The organism is Crossiella sp. S99.2 (assembly GCF_023094165.1).
Taxonomy (GTDB): Bacteria; Actinomycetota; Actinomycetes; order Mycobacteriales; family Pseudonocardiaceae; genus Crossiella.
Genome location: NZ_JALMDK010000029.1, coordinates 1 through 22,132 on the forward strand (window position 1 = coordinate 1; position 22,132 = coordinate 22,132).

The following is a 22,132-nucleotide window of genomic DNA, read 5'->3' on the forward strand; positions in this document are numbered from 1 at the left end:
CTCGACCTTGGACCGTCCACGACCCGCCATCGCCGAATCCTACAATTAGATAGCGGATTTCAGGCGCAGGACACTAGGTCGGCGCAGTAGAGCGAGAATTTCATGGCGTAGTCCACGTGCCCAATCGCCTGTTCCTCGGCTCGCACGACCTCCTCGATCCGCACCGGGGCACGCCCTGTCTCCGCTCGTGCCCGGTTGATCGCGGCGAGCATGACCTCACGCTCGAAAAGTACCCATTCGAGTGTCTGAGTGCCGTTGGAGGTCTCCACGTAGGTCCTGCGTGCGGATCGTTGCTCCATGGCCATGGCCAGGACAGCGCGAAACTGGTCGCGCAGCTGCTCACGTCGCCGATGCTCGGGGTAGGTGAGGGACATTTTCTCCGGACTCCCAGCCGTTGTGAGGTCAGAGGGTACTGGGTGCTGGTGCTTGTTCAGACTGCCAGAGCCAGTGTGGCTCAACGACGTAGCTGAGACGGTGGTGCGGCGGATACGGTGGTGTGCCGTCTCGACCCGGAACACGTGAACCCGTCAGGTGACATCGTGTCGATGGACGCGGCCGAAGAATTCAGCGGCCGCGCACAAGAAGGGGTGCTTCGTGGGCACGATCATCACGCTCCCCGCCGAGGCCGCCGGATGGACCCTGGAAACACGAGCGGATTCGTTCTATCTCGGCCTCAGAAGGCGGAACGGTTCCCGGGCAGGCACGTGTCCGAGGACGCGCTGCTCGCACGCCGGAGCAGCAACCGGGCAGGAGCGTTTCGCTTCTCTCTACACGCGGTACCTGCGGTCCTGGTCGTGCTCGATACCGCCCTGGGCCTTACTGGGGCGGAGGTGCGCGGCCATTGCCCCAGGATGTGGAACGTCGAGGCGGATGTGAACCAGGTGAGAATCACGGTCGAAGGGCCGGTCACCAGATTCCGTGCAGGCCAGTCCTTCGAGCACACGGTCGTTGTGGAACTGCCGTTCCGTGGTCTCCAGGAACTGCGGGACAAGATCGTTGAGGTCTGCGCGGGGTCGTGGACCACCGGGGACGCAGTGTGATCCCTGCGCGGATCGGCTGGGAAGCGGCGTGGTTCGGCTCCGGGAGGACTGCCCCATGCTCTGCCGGACCGGTGATCGCTTGCCACCCTCGCCCAGGCACAGAAGAGCCGCTGTATCTGCCGCCAGAGCGGTGCTGGTGCGTCGCTACGACCACGGCGTCACTGCGGCGCAGGTCAGCATCACCACCTTCTGAGGTGCGCTGTCGCGCTGGCACACGAGTTCGCAGATGAGTGTCTGACCGCGGTGTGCGCGCCTGCCCCTGAGCGCTGCAGGGAAGCAGGGGCGGGCGGTGGCCGTTCAGGTCGGTCGCAGGTCCAGCGTGGCGCGTGGGGTCCAGCGGTAGCCGGATGCTGCGAGGTCCTGGATGACATCGACCAAGTGGAGGCGGTCCAGTTGCAGCGGGACCCGCTGGTCGGTGGCCCGCCGCAAACGGCTTTGCACTTCGCCGGAGTCGCCGTCGGCGATGCCGTAGGCCAGGGTGATGTGTGGCCGTTCTTGCTGTTTGATCATGGCTGTGCCCGGCCCGAGGACATCGTCGATGGCTGTGGCGATCCGGGCACACAGTGTGTTCCAGTGGTGGTCTGGGGTCAGGTCCAGCACGACCGCTGAGGCTCCGGCCAGCGCCGGGCCGGCGAGCAGGGACAGCGGGGATACCGTGGCCAGTTCTGCGCGTAGCCGCGCGAGCAGAACCTCCTCGGTTGCGGCCTCGAACGCATCCATTGGGGTTGTGATCTTGAGCAGGGTGGCGTGCAGCCACTCGGGGGGTACTGGTGTGAGGAAGTCCAGCCCCTGCAGGGTCGGCGCGTAAGCATCCAGCAATGGAGCGAGGGTGTTGGTGTCGGGCAGGTAGTAAATGTGGGTCAGGCGGCGGTTTGTGGGCCAGATTCGGCCGGGGGTGAAGAAGGTTTTCATGGTTGATGATCTCCCGATTGACCCCGATCTAGTCAAGGAGCGGGTGAGGGCGTTCGCTGCTGGCGATCGTCGCTGCCGGTGGGATTATCTCGACGACATCGTCGGGGCTGCTGTGGATTCTCAGGCGAGGCGGCGATCGGGCGGCATCATCGGGGTTCAGGTGGGGATGGATTCCGATCACGGTCTCGGCCGGGGTGGTGTGCACCGGCAGCAGCGGGCCAATAAGGGCGAGTTGTTCCACGACATCGGCTCGCTGCAGGTAGTCCGGGTCCACGCCCACGACCAGGCGCCGGTGCAGGCTCTGGGTGGTGGCCGGCGCGCCGCCCAGCTCGAACAACGCGATCGGCTGGACCGTGATCCGGGGATCGTTGGCCGGGAACCAGAACATGATCACCAGGCGGGGCAGGTTCAGGTGGTGAGGTTCCCAGGTGGCCGGCTTGCGGTGGCTTCGGGGACCGGTCAGCTCACAACGATCCTGGCGGGGGTTGCGCACCAGACACCGGGATTCGGCCAGTAGCCGCACTGCCTGGCTTTGCCAGTCCTGAACGTCGGACGTTCTCCCGGCATTTCCACGTGGGTTCCGCAATTCTCGTGAGGCGTGTGGTCGGAACTCGGGAGCCGGTGGGAGGTTAGGCGGGTCGTCCTACTTGGGGTCGCGGTTCAGCGGTCGGGATTCTTGGGGTGCGGCCAGAGGTCGATGAAGTTGCCGACGCGGGCGGTGTGGTTGGCGCAGGTCTCGGCTGCCGCTAGGAGGGCGAGGGTGTCGGCGGGGGTCCAATCGCGGGCGTCTTGGTCGCGCAGGTCGGTCAACAGCCGGTGCAGGCCGTCGAGGGCGGCGGCCAGGCCGGCGTCGAAGTGGCCAAGGTCGAGGTCGAGCCCTGTGAGGGTCGCGTTGAGGATGTCGCGGATGTCGCCTTGCCAGGTGGGGTGGTCGAGGTCGTCGCGATACAAGGGCTGGGCCAGCGCGGTGGCGAGGTCCATGGCGAGGCCGACGTGGAGGTTCCACAATCGCTGCTGGGTGGTCGGGTCGGTCATGCGCGTGGCTCCTGGTCGGTGAGCAGGACTGAGGTGATCGCGCCAAGGGTGGCCCAGTCCACGGTCGGCGCTGCCAGCAGGTCGGCGTAGCGGTGGACTTCGACGTGGGTGTGTTCGGTGTCGCCGGCGACACCGTGGGTGCGGCGGTCGGATCGTGCGAGGTCCAGCTCGTCGGGGGTGAGTTCGACGGCGAAGACGTGCTGCTGATGGCCGGACAGCGTGGCAGTGGGCTGGCGGGCGTGGTGGAGGTGGACGCGGTCGGGAGCGACGGTGATACCGGTCTCCTCGGCGAGTTCGGCGACGGCCTGCTCACTCGGCGACGACGGTGCGAGGCTCGAGCCGCCGGGAAGTTCGCGCACGAACCCGTCCGCGGTGGTGGCCGGGGAGCGGAACTCGCGGACGAGGACGATCTCGCTGTTGGCGAGTTCAGGTGCTCGGTGGTAGGCGACGACGGTGGAGAGGTCCGGCCGGGAGAGCACTACTTCGTTGGCTTTCTCCCGTTGCTCGGCGGCGATCCAGATGACGGCGTGGAAGGCCCAGAACAGGACGATGTCGCGGTCGGGGCCGACGCGGAAGGTCCATTCCAGCCTTCCGGAACGCAACTGGTTTCCGGCTGTTTCCTGGGCGGTGAGCCAGTTCTGGAAGGAGCTGGTGCGCCACAGCAGCAGGGGCGCGTGCCGCTGGCCGCCGGTGCGGCGGGCGCCGGGCCCGATGTGGTCGAGTGCGAGCGAGACGGTTCCGGAGAGATCGTCGGCGAGTGGGATGCCCGTGTCGGTGGCGTAGTCACGCTGGTAGCCCGCATGGTCGGCACTCGGCGGTGTGCCGAGCACGGCCCGGCCGCTGTCCTTCCAGTGGCCGAACTCGTCGTTGGTGGTGAACCCGGGCAGGCCATGGCCGCGGGGAATCCAGAACAGCGCGACGTCGGCGCGGTCGCCCCAGTGCAGCTCCCAGACGCGGTTGGTGTCGTGGGCGGGCCAGCGTTCGCCGTTGCGAGGCTCGGGCACGAAGACGACCAGGTCCCCGTCGCCATGCCACCGTGCACAGAGTTCGGCGAGGGCTTCGGGTCGCCAGCTGTCCACGTCATTGGTGCGGGGCGTCGGCCCGCAGAGGAAGATGCTGGCGTCGTAGCTCTCCGGTGGTTGTTCACCGGCATGAACGGCAATGACGTTGCGGGACAAAGATTTCTCCTACCTTCTGATGCTGCCGCCCTGCTCGGGATGAACCGTGGCGATGTAGTTCATCGCGGCGGTAGCGGACAAACCGAACAGGTGCATCAGCACGACCGGGTCGACGGTGTGGCGGGCCTCGTCCACGATCCGCTCCAGTCGCAGGTGAGTGGCATGGGTTCCGAGCCGGGCCAGCTGCCGTCGCAGGGCGATCTCATGGGTGCAGCCGACGGAAATCTCCCAAGGCGACTGTCCACGGTGGACTGCTCTCAAGCGCTGTGCGCACCGGGCATCCCGGCATCGCGCGGGCCAGGCCGGACCTCATCACAGCGCAGACGCCACGGACGGGATGCTGACACTCGACGGGACTCTAGCCGACGGGGCATTCCCGCGCACAGCGGCGCTGACTCGGCCTGACATCTCAATTTAAGCAGCGCGTGGCGCTCGATGTCCCGTAGCAGCGACACCTCGATCCATTCCACAGTGGACAGCATAGAACCAGTCCAGGTCAGCCGGGCACTGTCGCATCACGCACGTGACGACACAGTCTTGTCGGTGACGCGGCCTACCCTGCAACGACTACGGCGACGTCGCCTTGCCGGCGGCAAGGGCTCAGCCACGGGCGATGTGAGAGGAGCGGACCTTGGTGACCAAGACCGACACGAGGGTGATTCAGCAATTCACCTTGCTGCATTGTCCCTGTGTGCCACCGGATCCTCGCTTCGACGACCCTTGTCACGATGCGATCAAGGCGTCCCCGCCGGTCGGGTGCACCCCGGTTGAGGTGGGTGGCCTGTTCGGATTGGACTGTCGGCGCGAGGCTCCCACACTGCTGGAGGCTGTGGCCGCGGTGTGCGCGGAGGTCACGTCCGCACATGGCATTGCGCTGAGAGATCTCAGCGTGGAGAAGCTGTGGGAGTTCTCCTGCGATGGCCCCAACGGCTGGGGTGCGACCATCGTCGGGCAGCTGCTGCTCATGGCTGCAGAACGCGGCGCGTTGCTCGGGTACAGCATCGAGGACCTCATCGGTTTCCTGAGCACTCTGGACTCCGCTCACCCCGACCAGGTTGAGGGTGACTAGCTCACGCGGCACCAATACACGGCACTGGGCGAGACCGGCGACGGGAGTCACGGTGGACCGGCGATGCCTCGGCGTTTGCCAAGGACAGCAGGTCTTGCGCTGCCTGCAGTTCGGCGGTTCTCGCGGCGAGGAAGCCCGGCGGGCCGGCGGAACGAGCCGGTAGTGCGGTACCGGACATGGCGGCTGTCGTGGTTGGTCACCGAGGTTCAGCTGCTCGCTGCGGTCTGGAGGCACCAGGTCAGCGACGACCTGGCGCACGATTCGTCCCTGCGATGCCCGCCCCGGATCCAGCTGCGCAGGTCGTCAGATCCCCCTCGCTGGCCGCGGCCCTCATGTCGCCGTGGGTGTGGCTGTGATCAGCGGGGTTCGACCGGTTTCCGGCCAAGCTGCACCACGCGCGAGGTCTGCTCGTCCCACCGCAAACCGCCCCCATCCTCTGGGAACGTGTCATTGTCCACAATGGATACTGCGGTGACCGGTACCCGTTGGGGGCGCAGCAGCTGCCCTGCCGGTAGCTCCGCGCGGGTCAGCGCTGACCCCAGGGTCTCGGTGTCCACATCGGCTGCGGCGTAGGCCAGCGAAATGTGCGGTCGGAAGGGTTGGGACGGCTCTGGGGCGGCGGCGTCGCCGAAGACCGCACGGATTGCCGCGCGGGAGGCAGCGGCCAGCTCGGCCAGCCGCGGATCGGGGTCGACGTAGACCTCTACCCCGACAGTGGCCAGAAACGCCGGGCCCACCATCACCTCGAATGGTTCGATCTGGGCCAGCGCGGGCGCCACCTGCTCAGCCAGTGCCTCCCATTGCTGGCTGGTGACCTGTGCGGATAGCACGTCGAGCCATGCCAGGGTGATGTGCAAGTACCTCGGCTCGACCCGGGGTAGTGCTGTTGGCCGGGCCGGGCCATCCGGGTACTGGGTGGCCCACCAGGCATCGATTCGCTTGAGATAGGCCCGCTGCAGCGGTTCCAGGCCGGGAGTGGTGAGGTAGAGATGTGGCCGCGAGCCTCTCGGGCTCCACGCGCGATCCTGGAAGTTGAGCACCCACATTCCTTTCCTCCGCGCCTGGGGCACGGCCGGGTGATTGCCTTGGGCAGACCTGCGGGGCGTAGTTGCACAGGTTCGTCCATTCCACTCCCCTCTGATGCACGTTAGCCCGGCCATGCCTGGTCTCTAGCTAAGTTGGTGCGAATCACCGACATAGGTGATCCATCACGGGTCCACACTGAGTTCATGGCCACCATCGCCGCCACCGAGCACACCGCGCTCGTCCACGTTCCGGACAGCCGGGTCACGGGCCCGCCGCAGGATCGACACGACTGGGCCACCACGGTTGGCGACCTGGTCAGCGACGATCCCAAGCCAGCCACCTGTGGGCTGTCCTGGCTGGCGTGCTCGGATGAGCGCGACCTGCTGGCCAAGCAGGCGAGACTGGCCAGGATCTGCTGCGAAGAAGGCCGTGCCTCGCGGTGATCCGGTTCGCGACGCTGAATCTTTTCAACTACCGCGCCAAGCCGCAGACCGTGGAGCAGGCTCGGCGGCAGGAGGACTTGGCGGCGCTGGTGCGGGTCCTGGAGGTGCAGGTGCTCGCCGTCCAGGAACTGTTGGCTCCTGGCCCGGACTCTGCGGGTGAGGCCGCCGCGCTGCTGGCTGGATTCGCCGAAGCCGCGGGGTTGTCCTGCCATCACCACGGCGGCGCCCCCGCGGTCGCGGTGGGTCAGCACGGCTACCACGTGGGCCTGGCCTGGGCCGAGGGCATCACACCTGTACCCGGGGGCTGGTGGCCGATCACTGACCCGGATTTCCATCATGGCCTGGCCTTGGCCGCCCTGAATGTTGGCGCTTCGGTGCCGGTTGTCCATGGCAGCGTGCACCTGACCCCGATGGGCCGGTCCCGTCGGGTGGATGAGGGCGAGCGGGTGCAGGTGGCCATCACGCGTGCCTACCGTGGCTGGCCTACCCTGGTCGGTGGGGACTTCAACAGCGTCTCCGCCGCCCCCACGCTCGTGGGTCCCGGCTTGGCCGATCCCGATCCCTACACAGGTCGGTGCTGGGCCGACAGCTTCGCTCAGTACTGCCATCTCATCTACCGCCCTGATGGCACGCTGGTCTGGAGTGCTGATCGGCGTCCTACCTTGTCCTTGGTGGCCAGCGGTCTGCACGATGCCGCCGTGGCTCTCGGTGCACCGTGGCAGGCCACGGTGGGGCACTGGCCCGGTGGCGATCACTCCCCCGCCCGGCTCGACCATATCTGGTGCGGCCGGGCTTTCGCCGGCGCTCTGCGGGGCTATCGGGTCCAGACTGCTGCCGTGCGATGGTCTGGTGACAGCGGCGGCGGGCTATTGCCGCGGGTTCTTCACCCGGATGTTCTGACCGATCACCGTCTGGTGCTGCTGAGCTACGACCCCATGGCCCTGTCCTTGTGAGCTTGCCCAACCTGCACGGGGAGGGGCGGCCCGGCCCGGAAACGCGGGGCCGTCACTGAGACAGATCGGTTGCAGGGCATGCAGACACAGCCCGGATCGAGTTGCCCGACTGATGCTTGCCGCACGTCTGAGGGTGGTGAGTGCCGAGGCACCAGACCCCTGATATAGGCATGCTTCCCATTGGCTGCAATCAGTTCGGCGGGCGTGTCTGACTCGAAGTCAATCGGAGGTAGTCGAACCGGCCGCTGTGAGAGTGTCCGCTGTGGACTATCTTGGGGTCTCGGCGGGTGTGGGTTCAGCGGTTCAAGCCAGACGAACCTCGCAGCCCTGCTCGTCTCGTTTATCCGGGGCAACCACCGGCGGCCGGTCCAGATGCTGGATCCAGCAGTCCCGGACTGGAGCGGCATCACGGCGGTCCGCATCCGTCAGTGATACCTGCGGCAGGCGAGGCCCGGCAGGTCCGGCGGGAGAGAACCACACCAGCGCACTGTCCAGGGCCTGCTGGATCACGTGCACGGCCTGCTGCGCGGTCGCGGCCAGCAGTTCCGGGTCCGCGGCGGCCGCGATCAGCGGCTGTTCCAGGACCGGCGGCAGCGCCACGAAGATGTCCTGGTCCCTGTCCGGGCTGGGCGCCGGGCGCACCCGCACCAGGTGTGCCACCGTCTCAACATCCTCCAAGGCCGCCCGAACCACGGGTAGGCCCAGCTCGGTCACCTTCGAGGCGCGCTGGTGCCAGGCCAGGCCGTAGAGGGTGACGGTCAGCAGCGCCACCGTCGGCCACCACTGTTGCAGCGCCGCCATGTCCGTCACCGAGGTCTGACCGGAGGCCTGAACCAGATGGAAAGCGACAAGGCCCAGCGCGATGTCGGCGGCCACGGCCAGGGCCGGGCCCTGGCCCTGGTTCATCCAGACCCTCGCTTCCCAGGAGCGCTGCGCCGTGTGAGCGCACAGGGCCCACGCGGCCAGGCGGGCCTGGCCTATGCCGTGGCCTGCCAGTTGCTGCCATGCCCTGGCGAAGGGGTCGTCGGGGTCGCCGAGGTCGTGGCCCAGCTCGGCCAGTCCGGTGGCGAGGGCGGCCAGCAACGCGTGATCGTGGTGCTCATCGGAGCGTGCCGCCGTCAGGCTGGCCCGATGCGGGTCGCCCTGCCAGGGGCCCCATCCCGGGTTCTGCACGTAGTCGAGGAGGTAGTTCGCCACCTGGATCGGCTCCATGCTCCGCCCGAATTCCCGCAGCCACTCCCCAGGAGACTTACTTGAGCAGGGCGGTCCGCTGTGGCGGGACGCCAGGTAGGCGGTGAGGGCCACCAGTAGCGCTGTGCTCGAGCATTCCTCCGCGACAGCGGTGAGGCCGGATGCCTCCGGTGTCCAGCGCTGGACGGTGAGCTTGGCCTGCTCCCATCGCAATTCGATCTCCCGGGGCGCGGGGGGCAGCTCCGAGGCCGGGACCGTGAATTCCCTGATCAGCTCCCTCACCCGGTAGCCCGCCGGCGGGCCCGGTGCCAGATCCGACTCACCGGCCAGTGCCCAGGCCACCGTGGTGATCCGCACCTGCTGGCCTGCCCGGTCCCCAGCTACCAGGGCCACCGTGGCCTCGGCGGTGTGGCCACCCCGGGCAGCGGTGAGGATCGCGTCCAGGCAGCTGACAGTCCATGTCCAGATCGGCTGGCTCTGGGAGGCGATACCCGTGTGTACCTCGTGGACGAGGTGGTCGATGAGGCCGAAAGCAGCGGCCGCCTCGTCCGCGACGGCCGCGGAACCGTCCAGGGGGTGTCCCAGTTCGGTGAGCCGGGTGGACACCCGCTCGCGTAGTGCTGGTCCAGGGGCGCGGTCCTCGGCGATGGCCCAGGCGCGCATCTGCGCCACGGTGGGCCAGGGCAGCAGCGGGTCCTGCGCTCGGTGGAGGTAGGACAGCAGCTGGACCAGCCGGACCCACCGGCGGCTGTAGTCATGCCCGTCGCGGTGAAGGCGTCCGGCGGCCAGGGAGAGGGCAGTGGCGACGCGTTCGGCATACCTCCCGGCCCGCTCCCACAGGTAGCGCCGCACTGGTGTCCACCCTGGGCTGGCCCCGGCCTTGTGGGGAAGTTGGCCAGCCAGGCTGGGGAAACAGCGGCGCTCTGAAAGACCTGGGGCTGTGATTGCGGCGAACCGTGTCTCCAGCAGCGCCTCACGATGTGTGGATGCGTAGCTGGGTCTGATGCCCGCAGCGTGCAGGTGGTAGTCCAGCAGGGCCAGGACGGAATCCTTCAGCTGTCCGGCCACAGACGGAGAAGCCGGCAGCTCAGGGCGCATGGGCGTGCGCACGGACTGGTCGAGGGCGGCCCACTCACCACGGGCCGGGTCCTGTGGGCCGGGCTGGGCCTGGGCCTGGGCCACGAGCTGGACCAGGTCGTCGGGGCGGAGAGACGAGAGACGTTCGCGCAGCGTGATCAGGTCGAGCTTGCCGAGGCCGGCGACCGTGTAGGACTGCTCTGGGAACGTGGCCGAGCAGGTGTAGAGCAGGACCGCGCACAGGATCACTCGCTCGGCCAGCGGAGGCTGGTGGTGTCCCGGGCCTGGCCGCGCTGCCTCGTCGAGCTGGTCAGGTGCGCACACCAAGGCGTCGGCGAGGGCTAGCGCCGCGCTCCACCGGGCCGGATCGAACGGTGCGGGCGGCGTCGACTGGGTCACCGTCTCACCGTAGCGGCCTGCTCACCTGCAGCAAGGATGTTGGCCTGACGGTCACTGGATAGCGCTACCCAAGGCAGCGTGTACTGGCTGTCCCGTCCAGCGGGTCCGGCGTGTCAGGCCTGGGCTGCTCCCGCTGCGCCGCAGTCGGCACAGCACGCTTTTCCACGTCACCGGATCGTTCAGCCGGCCCGTACATCCCAGGTCAGCCAGACAACCAACCGCACCAATAGTGACCGGGAGTCACAGGTCAAGCGCCCAGGGCGATAGGCAAATCGGACAGCGCTGCGGCTCAGCGGCGGGCAGCTGATCGTCAGTGGCCACGCTGGGGCGACGATGCACGCGCCCGGCCATCACCAGGTTCCTGGGGTGGGCGCTGTCGCGGGTGACGGCCATCGGCTCTGTGGCGGCTTGCCGGTGGCGGAGCACCGATTGCGTGCCTGTCGGGTGAGCCTACGGGGTGTTGCGGGGTGCCAAGGCGTGGTGGCGCAGGGCGGTATAGGCGGCGGCAGCTCCGCCGGTGGTGAGGGTTTGCGCGTCGCCGGGGCGTCGTTGCTCGGTGAGACGGAGGAGGTCGAGGCGGCGGGCCAGCTCGCCGAGTAGCCAGCCGGTCTGGCCGGGTTCGATCGGGCCGCCTGTGCTCTGGCTACGCCAGCCCTCGCCTGTCAGAGCGTCGGCGATCTGGCGGTTACGCTGGTCGTAGCCAGGTCGGTGCCCGGTGAGCATCAGCAGCAGCGCAATTTCGGCGGCTGCGGCTGCGGCCGGTGGTGTGGGCAGCAACCGTGGCATGACCGCCGGCCACAGTGCGGGAGTGCCTGCAGTCAACAGTCGGCGTCCGGCAGGTGTCAGGAGAAGGCGGCGTCCGCGGCGGCGTACCGCGCCGATCTCCGTGGCGAGCCTGCGCAGAGTCCAGGCTTCGGGCAGGTCGGACTCGGAGCGAGGTTGTCTGCCGAGGGGCAGCCAGTCGAACCGGTGGGCTCCTTCTCTGACGACGGCGCGGGCAAGGGTGCCGGTCACAGTCAACGGGACCCCGCCGTCGGCGGCGAGTTCCAGCAGCCAGTGGACTGGTGCCAGGTGGTGGTCGGCGTCGGCGGGTACCTCGACGGGTGTGAGCAGCTGGTTGGTGATTGTGCCCGTGAGCGCGGTGCGCACCGCAGAGCGGGAGTCGGCCCAGCTGCCGAGCCGTTCGGTGTGGATGCGATCCAGCCACGCCCCACCCGCCAGTTCCACCGGGCCGGAGGTGAGGAACTCGGCCGTGATCCGCTGGGCCGTGCTCCGCCATCCTCGGGTACCGGGTGTGTACTCCCCTGCGGCGAGTGCGAGTTCCAGCCGTTCGGTCATTGCCCAGTAGGCCGAGGCCTCCTCGGTGCCCAGCATCGTTCCCCAGGTGAGCAGGCCGGGCACCTCCGGTGGTTGCACACCGCTGGCTGCCAGCGCCCGCTGGTAGGCGGCCAGTCCTGCAGACTCGCCTTGCTGGTCGTAGGTGTCCAGGATCGTGGCCGTCACCGGTGCGGCACAGATCGTGGCGTAGCGGGGCAGGCCGACCCGCTCGAACAGTCGGCCCAGTGCGGCGGCGATCTGCCGCTTGTCCTCGATGTCACTCAGCCACTTGACGGGCAGCTGATACCACAGGAAATCGGCCACGCCGTGCAGACTGAGCACCTCCAAGCCCTGTCCCACGGTCAGCGATTCCACTGCGGTCCGCGCATCCTCAGCCATGGTGGGGTTTGTGGCGGCGAGCTCGGCCAGTGCGGCCTCGATCGCCGCCTCTCCGCTGGGCCGTTCCATATCCACTATTCAACCCTCCTGGTGGTGGGCCGGGTGCAGCAGGTCTTGTCCTGGCGACCGGAACCACCCCAGCAGGGCTGGTTGCGGTCCGGAGGGCACGCGATCAACTCGGCGGCGCCGCGACAGGTGGGCTCGGCGGACCCCGTCTGCTGGTGCCGTGCTGACAGGGTGGTGGACACGCCAGGCTGCGGTAAGCGCGCCGATGTGCAGCAGCACTGCCACGACGATGACGCCGCTCAGCACCACCGGATCCACCCGATCGTCCTGGGAGGTGACGATCCAGGCGAACAGGTAGGCCGTCCACTCCGTCGAGCAAAACCGCAGCAAGTAAGTAGTCAGCACTGGACGATGTCATCGCACTACACACTGGACCGTGGTGTCAGCGCAGGTCGTGCTCTCTGCCAGCTATGGGCTTCCTTTGAGATCGCCTAGCAGCGTGGCCAACGCACCAGTGGAGAGTGGCGCTGGCACATGACTGGGTAAGAGAGCTGCCAGGGTCGACGCATCCATGGCAACGTTGCGGGGGCGCCGGGTGCCTTCGGGTAGGTCGTGCCGGGAGATCGGCTTGAGGTCTGGGTTTGCCCCGAGCGCTTCGGCGAGTCTGCTCATCAACTGGTGCGGGGTGAGCACTTCCGGGCCAGCGACGTGCAGCACGCCGCGGAAGCGGCGAGCCCCGAGTTCCACCACAATCCTTGCGGCGTCGGCGAATGACAGAGGGGTGCGGAATTCGTCTATGCAGCACGGGATGGTGTCTCCGCGTTGCATCGCCGCTGTCACCCGTGTCCAGGTTGACTCTCTGGGACAGACGGGCAGGCCAATCAACAGCGACAACCGTACTGCGGCTCCCGCGCCACTCTCGAGGGCGGCGTGCTCCCCGGCTAACTTGCAGCGACCATAGAATGCAGCCGGTTGCGGGGCGTCAGTTTCTCGATAGCGGTTGTTCGCGCAGCCATCCCACACGAAGTCGGTTGAGGGATAGAGCAGCCATCCATCGTTACTGGCCGCGAACGCGGCCAGCTTACGCGTCACCTCGACATGCACTGACCACGCAGAATTCTGCTGATGCTGAGCATGAGCCGGAGCCGAGATTGCAGCGAGGTGCACGATATGGGTCGGGTGGAATTCTCGCAGAACTGCATCCAATGAATCCAGTAAGGTCACATCCATTGTTCGGATATTCCCGTGCATGTCAACACAAGGCCGCCGACTCAGTCCCAGCATTGCAGTTTCTTGTCGTTGCAGAAGTGATGATACATAGCCGCCCAGTTGACCACATGTGCCGGTAACCAGCCAGCGTTTTGAATTGTTCACTACCTCCACCTCCTGCGAGCGTGAGCCGCATGAAACCGACACGCCTCCCCGTGTGGACTTTATATGCGGAAGAGGTCACGATGCTACCCCCTGACAGAACTCTTCCGTCGTCGCTAAATGACATGTTGTCGGTTTTGACGCCAGAAACATGCGAATAGCGGTTGACTCCTATTTTGGCGACCGGTAGGGGTCTGTCTGTGGATCCGCCGTTCCGCATTCGCGGTCGCTGCCGAACCGGTTCCGCGTGCCGATCTCCGGAAGCGGAGGGCGCCGACGGCCTGTCGACCGTCGAGTCCTACTTGATGTGGCGCGCATGATCACCGTCGGCACCTGCCCGTGCAGCACAGTCCACGCGGGCATGTTGTGCTGCTGACGAGACACCAGCTGCCGGGTAGCGCTTGGGACAATGTGCTGGTGTGCCGCTTGCGTAGGCACCTGGTCTGATCTGGCGAGCAACAGCGATCGGACCCTGCGAGCGCGGATGTGCGCGGGGGTAGCATTGTCGCCGCGCGACAGGCGGCCAGCGGCGTCTACCCGGGTTGCACTGCCACGCCACGATCGCAGTGCGCCAGCCCTGGCATTCTGCGGGGCTTTGATGATGCGTACGCACCAGAACAGGGACGAGACCAGATGAGCGACACGGGAACTACTGAGGCCAGCGGCCGTTACGACTGGCAGGCGGTCCAGGAGCGTTGGCTGCCAGTGTGGGACAAGCTTGACCAGTTCCGGGCTGGCGGATACGCCAAGGGTAAGCCTCGCAAGTACGTCCTCGACATGTTCTCGTACCCATCCGGTGACCTACACATGGGACACGCGGAGGCGTTCGCGATCGGTGATGTGATCGCACGGTACAACACGCTGGCCGGGTTTGATGTGCTGCACCCAGTTGGCTGGGATTCCTTTGGGTTGCCGGCCGAAAACGCTGCGATCAAACGCGACGCTCATCCTGCGGAGTGGACGTACACCAATATTGATACCCAGGCCGCGTCGTTCAAACGATACGCGATCTCCTTTGACTGGTCGACACGACTGCACACCTCGGACCCGGAATATTACCGCTGGACTCAGTGGCTGTTCCTGCGCATGTTCGACAAGGGCCTGGCCTACCGCAAGGAAAGCTCGGTCAACTGGTGCCCTAAGGACCAAACCGTCCTGGCCAACGAGCAAGTAGTAGCTGGCGCGTGCGAACGGTGCGGCAGCGTCGTCACCAAACGATCATTGACACAATGGTATTTCAAGGTGACCGACTACGCCGAGCGCCTGTTGGACGATATGGCACAGCTAGAAGGCCATTGGCCCGAGCGTGTCCTGTTGATGCAGCGGAACTGGATCGGCCGTTCCGAAGGCGCAGCGGTCGACTTCGACATTGACGGCCTCAACAAGCGGATCACGGTGTTCACGACGCGACCCGACACGCTCTTTGGCGCGACGTTCTTCGTCGTTGCCGCGGATGCCGCGCTGGCCGCAGAACTGTGCGTGCCCGAGCAGCGGGCAGCACTGGATGCCTACGTGGAGCAGGTCAAGCGACTGTCCGACATCGAGCGACAGTCCACGGATCGGAAAAAGACCGGCGTCTTCCTGGGCCGGTACGCGATCAACCCAGTCAACGGCGAACTCCTGCCGGTATGGGCCGCAGACTACGTGCTGGCCGACTACGGCACCGGCGCCGTCATGGCCGTTCCAGCACATGACCAGCGCGACCTTGACTTCGCCCGCACATTTGACCTGCCGGTCCGCGTCGTCCTCAACACCGGCGAAGCTGACCCAGCCCAGACCGGTGTCGCAGCACCAGGGGAAGGCACACTGGTCAACTCCGGCCCGCTCGACGGGCTGACCAAGACCGCGGCCATCGGGCAGATCACGCAGATCCTGCAAGACAAGGGCGTCGGCAAGGCCACCGTGAACTACCGGCTGCGGGACTGGCTGCTCTCGCGTCAGCGGTTCTGGGGCTGCCCGATCCCGATCATCCACTGTGCCGAGTGCGGTCAGGTACCCGTCCCCGAGGACCAGCTGCCGGTGCGACTGCCGGATCTGCGGGGGGCGGACCTACACCCCAAGGGCGTCTCGCCCTTGGCTTCGGTACCGGAGTGGGTCAACGTCGACTGCCCCCGCTGCGGCGGCAAGGCACAACGCGACACCGACACCATGGACACCTTTGTCGACTCATCCTGGTACTTTCTGCGGTTTGTCTCTCCCCACGACGACACCCAGCCATTTGACCCCGACAAGCTGCGCGACTGGCTGCCGGTGGACCAGTACATCGGCGGTGTCGAACACGCCATCCTGCACCTGCTCTACAGCCGGTTCTTCACCAAGGCGCTGTACGATATGGGGTTGATCAGCTTCACCGAACCTTTCAAGGCACTGATCAACCAGGGCCAGGTCATCCTCAACGGCTCGGCCATGTCCAAGTCCACCGGCAACCTGGTCGATCTGGGCGTCGAGCTGGGCAAGTACGGCGTCGACGCCGTCCGGCTCACCATGATCTTCGCCGGCCCCCCCGAGGACGACATCGACTGGGCCGACGTGTCCCCGGCAGGCTCGGGCAAATTCCTGGCCAGGGCCTGGCGGCTGGCCACCGACGTAGCCGCTGCCGACGGTCCCCGTGACGGCGACGGCGATCTCCAGGTGCGGCGCACAGTCGCGCGCACAGTGCACGAGGTCACCCAGCTCATCGAGGCGAATCGGTTCAACGTCGCGATCGCCCGCCTGATGGAACTGACCTCGAGCCTGCGTAAAGCCGTGGACAACAGTCCCGGACCGGCCGACCCCGCGGTCCGGGCCGGCGCCGAAGCGTTGGCGATCATGCTCAGCCTGTTCGCGCCGTACTGCGCCGAAGACTGCTGGGCCAGCCTCGGCCACAACGTCGAGGCCGGCGACACCGTCAGCAGAGCCTCATGGCCGCAGGCGGACCCTGCGCTGCTGGTCGAGGACACCGTCGTGTGCGCCGTGCAGGTCAACGGCAAAGTCCGCGAGCGGCTGGATGTGCCTCCCTCCATCTCCGAGGCCGAACTCCAAACGCTCGCCCTGGCTTCCCCCGGAGTGGTCAAGCTGCTTGCAGGACGCGAACCACGCAAAATCATTGTCCGGGCGCCCAAGCTGGTCAACATCGTGCTACCGAGCTAGCTACGTCGGCCCGACTTGATCGTGCTACTAGTCTGACCCTGAGCATGGCGAGGCGATCACGCAGGTACCAACACTCGCGATCGCCTCGCCATGTGAGGTATCCATCTGGGCAACCGGGGAGGACCGCCTGAGATGAGTAGCACTGTGCCCGATTTAGGTTGGCTGCAGTCGCTCGCACTGCGCACCGACCTGTTCCTGGTGGGCGCCGACGCCGACATAATGGTTGACCAGAATTGGATCGCCGTCCGAACACCCGCGTTCCCCACACTGAGAACGGGAAACGCATTGCTATTCCCCCGCATCCCGACTCCCGCTGACGTTGAAGAATGGGTCAACCTCCTGCTGACGAAAGTCGGGGACGCGGCGGAAACAACTTGCAGGATAGCCTGGGAAGGTGGCGCGGCAAGCGCGGAAACCTATCGGCAGTTCACAGCGATGGGATTTGAGCCTTACGACAGTCTCAGTATGATGACAGACGCAGTCGTGGCGCGGCCCGGTTCGGCCTCAGCATCCGTTCGAGCAGTACACGGCGAGAATGACTGGGCTGACCTGCTGAACTTCCAGCGCCGACTGTCCGATGCGCTGGGCGTTGAGGACGAGGGGTTTGTTACGCAACGACTGGAGCTGCTGCGCCGCCGTGCTCACCAGGGCTGCGCGGCATGGTTCACCTCGCATCAGGACGGCCAGGTCATCGGCTCGTGCGGCGTACTGCTCGGACACGGTGTCGCGCGGCTACAGCAACTGGAGACCACACAGGAACACCGCCGCGCCGGGGTGGCCACATCGTTGGTGATCGCCGCAGCTCAATGGGCCTTCGCGCAGACGAACGTCGCACGCCTGGTTGCTGTCGCCGACCCCAAATACCATGCGGCAAGCCTGTTCCGAACGCTGGGATTTCGAGACCACGACCTAGCCTGCGGCGTTGCACCGGCGGGCACCGTTCCCGCGCACATTTCCTAACGTGCCCGTCGCTGCCGATCAACCCGCCAGATGGTCAGGGCAACAAGTCCGATTGGCCGCTTGCCTGCAACACCCTACAAATCCATGGCGGCCGCATACACTGTCACGCGAATCCGGGGCCAGGATCATCAACAAGGGGAGCTGTGACGATGGCACACGCCGAGCCACGTTGTGAAATTCGTCCTGTCAATCCGACGATCGGCGGAGAAGTGAGCGGGCTGGATCTGCGGCACGCTCTCACTCCAGCGACAGTCAAGCGACTGCGCGCAGGCTTGCTGGATCGAAAAGTCCTGTTCTTTCGTCGACAAGAACTCAGCACCGATGAGTTCGAACGATTTGGCAGACTCTTTGGCGACATGTTCGACCACCCCACGATGCCGAAGCTGCCCGATAACCCCTACATCAACCCCGTGGAGACTGCGCACGGACCTGCGAAAGACTGGCACATCGGCGGGCCATGGCGCCCCAATCCGTTCATCGCCGAACTTCTCCAACTCAAGATCACTCCACCTGCCGGGGGTGACACGATGTGGGCCGACCTCCAGGCTGCCTACCGCTCGCTGTCAGCACCCATGCAACACCTAGTCGATGAACTCAGCGCCGCGTACCTCGCTGACCCCGCGCAGTATTCACCCGATACTCGAGCCCAGGCCACCTCATGCCGCGAGACAATTCACCCACTGGTCATCACCCACCCAGAGACCGGCGAGCGGGGCCTGTACTTCAGCACCTCCGCGGTCCGCATCGTCGGCCTGGGAGACCTTGAGCAAGAGACCCTCATACGGTTTGTGAAGGCGCACGCGACCCAAGCTCGCTTCATCGTGCGGTGGCGTTGGCAACCCGGAGACCTCGCGGTCTGGGACAACCGAGCCGTGTGGCACGCCGCAGTCGACGACTACGGCGACGCGCCACGACTCGGCTGGCACGCCTCAGTCGACGCACAATGGACCCCGCGCTAACGCGCAACAGACAACGCCGCCGACAATGAGCGAGCTTGGACGCTGCGCTAAACCCAGCGCTGTCCAAGACCGACTCCTGGTGGGCTGATCTAACAACCATGAATGGCTCAGGATGCCGCGCGTCTCCGCCGAGCGGCACAGTTCACAGCGCTGACCTGGGTCAGGGCGCCCAGGCTCGGTGACGGATCTCGGAGGCAAAGCTGGCCATGTCCCCCACCGCGTCGGTGTCAACCTCGATGATCGGCAGCCGCGGCTCAGATCGCACGCCATGGACAGCATGAGGCAGGCAGGCCCACGCCGGACCGAACAGCGGGTGGCGAAGTCGAGCCAACGAAGGGGAACCCTCGCATTCGACATCGGGGTGCCAGTGGTGCACTGCGCAGCGATCGTCCGCTGCGGGGAACTCGGACTCAGCAGGCACAGCGAAATCGGTCATGGCTCCTCGTCGGCGGCGTGTCACGGTGGTTCTCGGCAGATCGTACGCCCTTAACCAATCACGGCAGCACGAAGATCGAGAGTGATGGACACTGCGGAAACTCCTCGCCGATCTGCCACGGTGCAGGTAGCGAACCAGCTGTTCTCAACTGGACAGACCTGCTCCAGATCGTTGCTGTCCCGAACCCCAGGTTCTGCACGAGATGGCAGCAACGGTGACTCATCAGACACAGGGTAGCGCGGACACGCCGCAACAGTTGCTGTCGCCTGCCACGCTCAAGATGAGGTCGACCGCCATCACCAGCGAGCCGTAGCCATTGCGGATGCTCGACAGGTCCACCAGCGTCGAGAACACCGAGAGCCCGCAAATGAGAAGCCGGACGACGCGTGCCCAGGTACAGCCAGCTCTGACCGGCACTGCGAGCAGGAATTGGAAGCCCGCCATGACAATGCGGCCGGCCGCCCGGATGGCCCGAGTGAGGGCAGGGTCAGGGTCGATGTCACCAGTGAGGATGGGGCTCATCCCGGCGAGCGGCAGAAGCATCCCGGCGCCACAAACAGCCGCCAGCAGGTACACCACGCCATCGGCAGGGGCGATAGCCGCGCCACCGACCGGGGTCAGCCAGTACGCCGCCGTGACCGGAATCGGCCGAGGCACAACCGGCTGAGTGCTTTCCGGTGCTGGGGTGCCGGCGCGTAGGCGGGGCAGCGATGGTGCCGCTCCGCGGTGAGGGCTGGCTGCTGTTCGAGGGAGTCACCCCGGAAGTAGGGGTGCCATGGCGCCTAATGCGACATCAGTTGTTCGCGACCTGCAGGCCGCCCCCGCCCTGGCCACATGAGCTCGTGTGCCAGCCCCTGGCCGCATCGGATGGCTACAGGCGCCCGTCTGACCGCCGGACTCGCGCGGCCTCTTGGTCAGGGGCCCACCGATGCGGGGTAAGGGAAAGAGGTCGTTGCCGATGCCTCCGCGGCGTTGAGCCCGGACCGCCGGAGTGCTTCCTCGACTCCAAGTTCACCAACCCGCGCCGCTAGTGGTTCCACTGCGGCCCGGCGAACCGACGGCTCTGGTGGCCTCGCGTCACGAAGCAGTCCCTCCAGGCCAGGGCTGGCGCATTCGGCAGACATAGACCCAGGATTTCAGGCGGGTCATCCACTTCGAATACAGCAACACCCCCGACTCACTGTGACCGTTGACAGCGCACGCACCCCGCTTGCTGTCGCACGCGACCAGACCGACGATCGACCTAGGGGCCGGCTGAACCCTCGAGGTCTCGTAGCGCGGACAGCACGTCCGCCGTGGTCTTCACCGTTGTTACAAGACGGTGTCGGGATCGGTCGTGAGTGTGGTCCCCGGCTATCCACAGGGCTGGAACGTCAGATGCGAGAGCGCCTTGGATGTCGCGGTCGTAGGAGTCTCCGATCATGATCGCGGTTGCGGTGCGTCCACCAACACGCGCCAGGGCGGTGTCCATCGCTGCCTTATGCGGTTTCGCTACCCCGAGTTCGGTGGACACCACAATGTCTTGCACGTGATCGCTCACACCGGACACGGCCAGTTTGCCTCGCTGACCATCGCCTGGCCCATTGGTGAGCACTACAAGTGCCCGGTCCTTGGCAAGGGTGCTGACGAGTTCCATTGCTCCGGGAAGGCATTCCACGTGATCTCGACGATGCTCCACGAACGCCTCGCTGACCATTGTGGACAGTGACGAGCCCTGCAGGCCACATCGGTCGAGCGTCAACGTCCATGCGGCCTGGCGGTAGGCGGGCAGCCAGGCGCGGAGTCGGTCCAATGCCTGGACCGCGCCTGTGTACTGAGCCGAGAGCCCGTCCCAGGCTGACAGGCCGAACTCGTCGCCGAGGGGATCGAGCCATCGTGGCTTCCACCAGAGTCGTTGTGCAGCCAAGCGTGCGATCGAGGCGAAGCGGTGGGCGTCGATACCGGTCTCTTGTTGTACGAGGAGGCCTGCAGCAAGGAAGGCGCCGTCGACGTTGCTTCGTTCGTCGATCAAGGTGCCGTCGAGATCAAGGATGACGGTATCGCGACGTTTCATGGATTCCGGATTCGCTCAAGCCAAGTGTGGACGGTTGGGGCGACATGTTCGTACTGGTGCTCTGCTGCGGCCTGTGTGGCCGCCGTGCGCATAGCCGCAGCTTGGTCGTGGTCAAGGCAGCTCTGCATTGCTGCCGCCACAGCGTCAGGTTCCAGAGTGTCAACCGTGATCCCGAATCCCTCGCGGATGATCAGGTCGCCCAGTGCCCCGCGTCGAGGCGCAACAACGGGCAGGCCGTAGACGAAGACGTCCCGTATCCGTGTGGGGGGAGCAAGATCCCACAGTGCGCGAGGCTCGTAGAGGCACAGCGACGCGCACGCGGAGTCCAAGATGCTGATTCTTTCTGCCAGTGACAGGCCGCCCTGACAGAACTTGACTCTGTCTCCGAGCCTGCGGTCGGCCTCTACTACGTCGCGGACTGCCGTGTATGCCGATGTAGGGGTTCCCCGCTGAGGGTAGAGGAACCACAGCTGTGCATCACTGCCAGCGCTGAGCAACGCCGTGAGGCCGCGCGCCGCCGCGGCCGGGTGGTAGTGGTTCCATAGGCCGCCGTTCCACACGAACGTCGGGCGTTCCAGTTCCCGAGTACTGGGCTTGGGTGCTAGTCTGCGGCGCTCGTTCCACGCACTGAATCCCACTGGGAGAATGCAGATTCGGTCGTCAAAGGACGGATCGACATCGGGCGCTAGCAAGCGCTCGAAGTCGCAGACCGTCAACACGCTCACCAGCGCCTGCTTCTCCACGTCGCGGCCAACAAAGTACCCATCCGCAAGCCGAACTCGCTGGAGGTAGTCACCAAGCAGGGATCCGTAGGCGAGGGTGCTGTCCGGCGCATTGCGTATCCACTCGTAGGTAAGGTATTCCTGCGGCCACACGATCGCATCGAAAACGCAGGTAGCTCCCGCCTCCTTGTAGTGGGCCACGGAAGTCGGGTCGGTCGCGAAGCCGTAGACAACCACGTCGCGTCCTTGCGTGATCGGAACATCTCCGCGGTCAAGGCAACGCCAGGAGATGTGGGGCCAGGCTTGCAGTACCTCGGCATGGGGAGTGTCCGGTGTCAGGATCGTGACGTCCTCGTGCTCGGCCAGCGCCGCCGCCACTTCCCACGCGCGCAGTCCCACACCGTTGAGGCCTCCTGCCATCGTGACGCCGAAGTCGAAGAACAGCACCGATGAATCC

General features: G+C 66.1%; 20 protein-coding genes. 7 read left to right on the plus strand and 13 right to left on the minus strand.

Features of this window, described 5'->3' with window-relative positions:
* Nucleotides 1-59: 59 nt before the first annotated feature.
* A complete protein-coding gene (locus MZC64_RS46925; RefSeq protein WP_247766163.1) occupies nucleotides 60-374 on the minus strand; it encodes a hypothetical protein in 315 nt (104 codons plus the stop codon).
* Nucleotides 375-704: 330 nt separating this feature from the next.
* On the opposite strand from MZC64_RS46925, the gene MZC64_RS46930 reads away from it, so the two are divergent.
* The gene (locus tag MZC64_RS46930; RefSeq protein WP_247766164.1) at nucleotides 705-1,040 is read left to right on the plus strand and encodes a hypothetical protein; all 336 of its coding nucleotides are present in this window, start codon (nucleotides 705-707) and stop codon (nucleotides 1,038-1,040) included.
* Nucleotides 1,041-1,337: 297 nt separating this feature from the next.
* On the opposite strand, the gene MZC64_RS46935 is transcribed toward MZC64_RS46930, so the two are convergent.
* The 5 genes from MZC64_RS46935 to MZC64_RS48470 all read right to left on the minus strand — a co-directional run bounded on the left by MZC64_RS46935 (nucleotide 1,338) and on the right by MZC64_RS48470 (nucleotide 4,300).
* A complete protein-coding gene (locus tag MZC64_RS46935) occupies nucleotides 1,338-1,952 on the minus strand; it encodes a 2'-5' RNA ligase family protein (RefSeq protein ID WP_247766165.1) in 615 nt (204 codons plus the stop codon).
* Between the two features lie 28 nt (nucleotides 1,953-1,980).
* The gene (locus tag MZC64_RS46940; RefSeq protein WP_247766166.1) at nucleotides 1,981-2,340 is read right to left on the minus strand and encodes a hypothetical protein; all 360 of its coding nucleotides are present in this window, start codon (nucleotides 2,338-2,340) and stop codon (nucleotides 1,981-1,983) included.
* Between the two features lie 272 nt (nucleotides 2,341-2,612).
* Entirely contained in the window at nucleotides 2,613-2,987 is a 375-nt protein-coding gene (locus tag MZC64_RS46945) for a hypothetical protein (RefSeq protein ID WP_247766167.1), read from the minus strand.
* Complete coding sequence (locus tag MZC64_RS46950; protein WP_247766168.1) at nucleotides 2,984-4,165, minus strand: nucleoside 2-deoxyribosyltransferase domain-containing protein; 1,182 nt, start codon at nucleotides 4,163-4,165, stop codon at nucleotides 2,984-2,986. Before MZC64_RS46950 ends, MZC64_RS46945 begins: the two co-directional genes overlap by 4 nt.
* Before the next feature lie 9 nt (nucleotides 4,166-4,174).
* Nucleotides 4,175-4,300, minus strand: coding sequence for a hypothetical protein (locus tag MZC64_RS48470; RefSeq protein ID WP_282107049.1), 126 nt, complete (start codon nucleotides 4,298-4,300; stop codon nucleotides 4,175-4,177).
* Between the two features lie 499 nt (nucleotides 4,301-4,799).
* Between MZC64_RS48470 and MZC64_RS46955 the strand changes: the two genes are divergently transcribed.
* Nucleotides 4,800-5,234 carry a hypothetical protein gene (locus MZC64_RS46955; RefSeq protein ID WP_247766169.1) on the plus strand — a complete coding sequence of 145 codons (435 nt, stop codon included), beginning with the start codon at nucleotides 4,800-4,802 and terminating at the stop codon, nucleotides 5,232-5,234.
* A 356-nt stretch (nucleotides 5,235-5,590) separates the two neighbouring features.
* Here the strand turns inward: MZC64_RS46955 and MZC64_RS46960 are convergent, their stop codons facing one another.
* The gene (locus MZC64_RS46960) at nucleotides 5,591-6,274 is read right to left on the minus strand and encodes a 2'-5' RNA ligase family protein (protein ID WP_247766170.1); all 684 of its coding nucleotides are present in this window, start codon (nucleotides 6,272-6,274) and stop codon (nucleotides 5,591-5,593) included.
* Nucleotides 6,275-6,463: 189 nt separating this feature from the next.
* On the opposite strand from MZC64_RS46960, the gene MZC64_RS46965 reads away from it, so the two are divergent.
* Nucleotides 6,464-6,703 (plus strand): hypothetical protein, encoded by a 240-nt coding sequence (locus tag MZC64_RS46965; protein WP_247766171.1) that lies wholly within the window; start codon nucleotides 6,464-6,466, stop codon nucleotides 6,701-6,703.
* Entirely contained in the window at nucleotides 6,700-7,656 is a 957-nt protein-coding gene (locus MZC64_RS46970) for an endonuclease/exonuclease/phosphatase family protein (protein WP_247766172.1), read from the plus strand. The genes MZC64_RS46965 and MZC64_RS46970 overlap by 4 nt, the downstream gene beginning before the upstream one ends.
* Nucleotides 7,657-7,959: 303 nt before the next feature.
* On the opposite strand, the gene MZC64_RS46975 is transcribed toward MZC64_RS46970, so the two are convergent.
* From MZC64_RS46975 to MZC64_RS46985, 3 genes are all read right to left on the minus strand, one after another.
* Nucleotides 7,960-10,323, minus strand: a complete 2,364-nt coding sequence (locus MZC64_RS46975; protein WP_247766173.1) for a hypothetical protein — start codon at nucleotides 10,321-10,323, stop codon at nucleotides 7,960-7,962.
* A 450-nt stretch (nucleotides 10,324-10,773) separates the two neighbouring features.
* Nucleotides 10,774-12,108 (minus strand): hypothetical protein, encoded by a 1,335-nt coding sequence (locus tag MZC64_RS46980; protein ID WP_247766174.1) that lies wholly within the window; start codon nucleotides 12,106-12,108, stop codon nucleotides 10,774-10,776.
* Nucleotides 12,109-12,513: 405 nt separating this feature from the next.
* Nucleotides 12,514-13,428: a sugar nucleotide-binding protein gene (locus MZC64_RS46985; protein WP_247766175.1), complete on the minus strand. Its 915-nt coding sequence runs from the start codon at nucleotides 13,426-13,428 to the stop codon at nucleotides 12,514-12,516.
* 621 nt (nucleotides 13,429-14,049) lie between these two features.
* Between MZC64_RS46985 and leuS the strand changes: the two genes are divergently transcribed.
* The 3 genes from leuS (at nucleotide 14,050) to MZC64_RS47000 (ending at nucleotide 18,464) form a co-directional block, all read left to right on the plus strand.
* Entirely contained in the window at nucleotides 14,050-16,545 is a 2,496-nt protein-coding gene (gene leuS, locus MZC64_RS46990; protein ID WP_247766176.1) for a leucine--tRNA ligase, read from the plus strand.
* A 468-nt stretch (nucleotides 16,546-17,013) separates the two neighbouring features.
* Nucleotides 17,014-17,505 carry a GNAT family N-acetyltransferase gene (locus MZC64_RS49255; RefSeq protein WP_374205917.1) on the plus strand — a complete coding sequence of 164 codons (492 nt, stop codon included), beginning with the start codon at nucleotides 17,014-17,016 and terminating at the stop codon, nucleotides 17,503-17,505.
* Nucleotides 17,506-17,654: 149 nt separating this feature from the next.
* Nucleotides 17,655-18,464: a TauD/TfdA family dioxygenase gene (locus MZC64_RS47000; RefSeq protein ID WP_247766178.1), complete on the plus strand. Its 810-nt coding sequence runs from the start codon at nucleotides 17,655-17,657 to the stop codon at nucleotides 18,462-18,464.
* Between the two features lie 658 nt (nucleotides 18,465-19,122).
* On the opposite strand, the gene MZC64_RS47005 is transcribed toward MZC64_RS47000, so the two are convergent.
* From MZC64_RS47005 to MZC64_RS47015, 3 genes are all read right to left on the minus strand, one after another.
* Nucleotides 19,123-19,557, minus strand: a complete 435-nt coding sequence (locus MZC64_RS47005; RefSeq protein ID WP_247766179.1) for a hypothetical protein — start codon at nucleotides 19,555-19,557, stop codon at nucleotides 19,123-19,125.
* Between the two features lie 586 nt (nucleotides 19,558-20,143).
* Nucleotides 20,144-20,953: an HAD family hydrolase gene (locus MZC64_RS47010; RefSeq protein WP_247766180.1), complete on the minus strand. Its 810-nt coding sequence runs from the start codon at nucleotides 20,951-20,953 to the stop codon at nucleotides 20,144-20,146.
* Entirely contained in the window at nucleotides 20,950-22,122 is a 1,173-nt protein-coding gene (locus MZC64_RS47015; protein WP_247766181.1) for a hypothetical protein, read from the minus strand. The genes MZC64_RS47010 and MZC64_RS47015 overlap by 4 nt, the downstream gene beginning before the upstream one ends.
* Nucleotides 22,123-22,132: the final 10 nt, after the last annotated feature.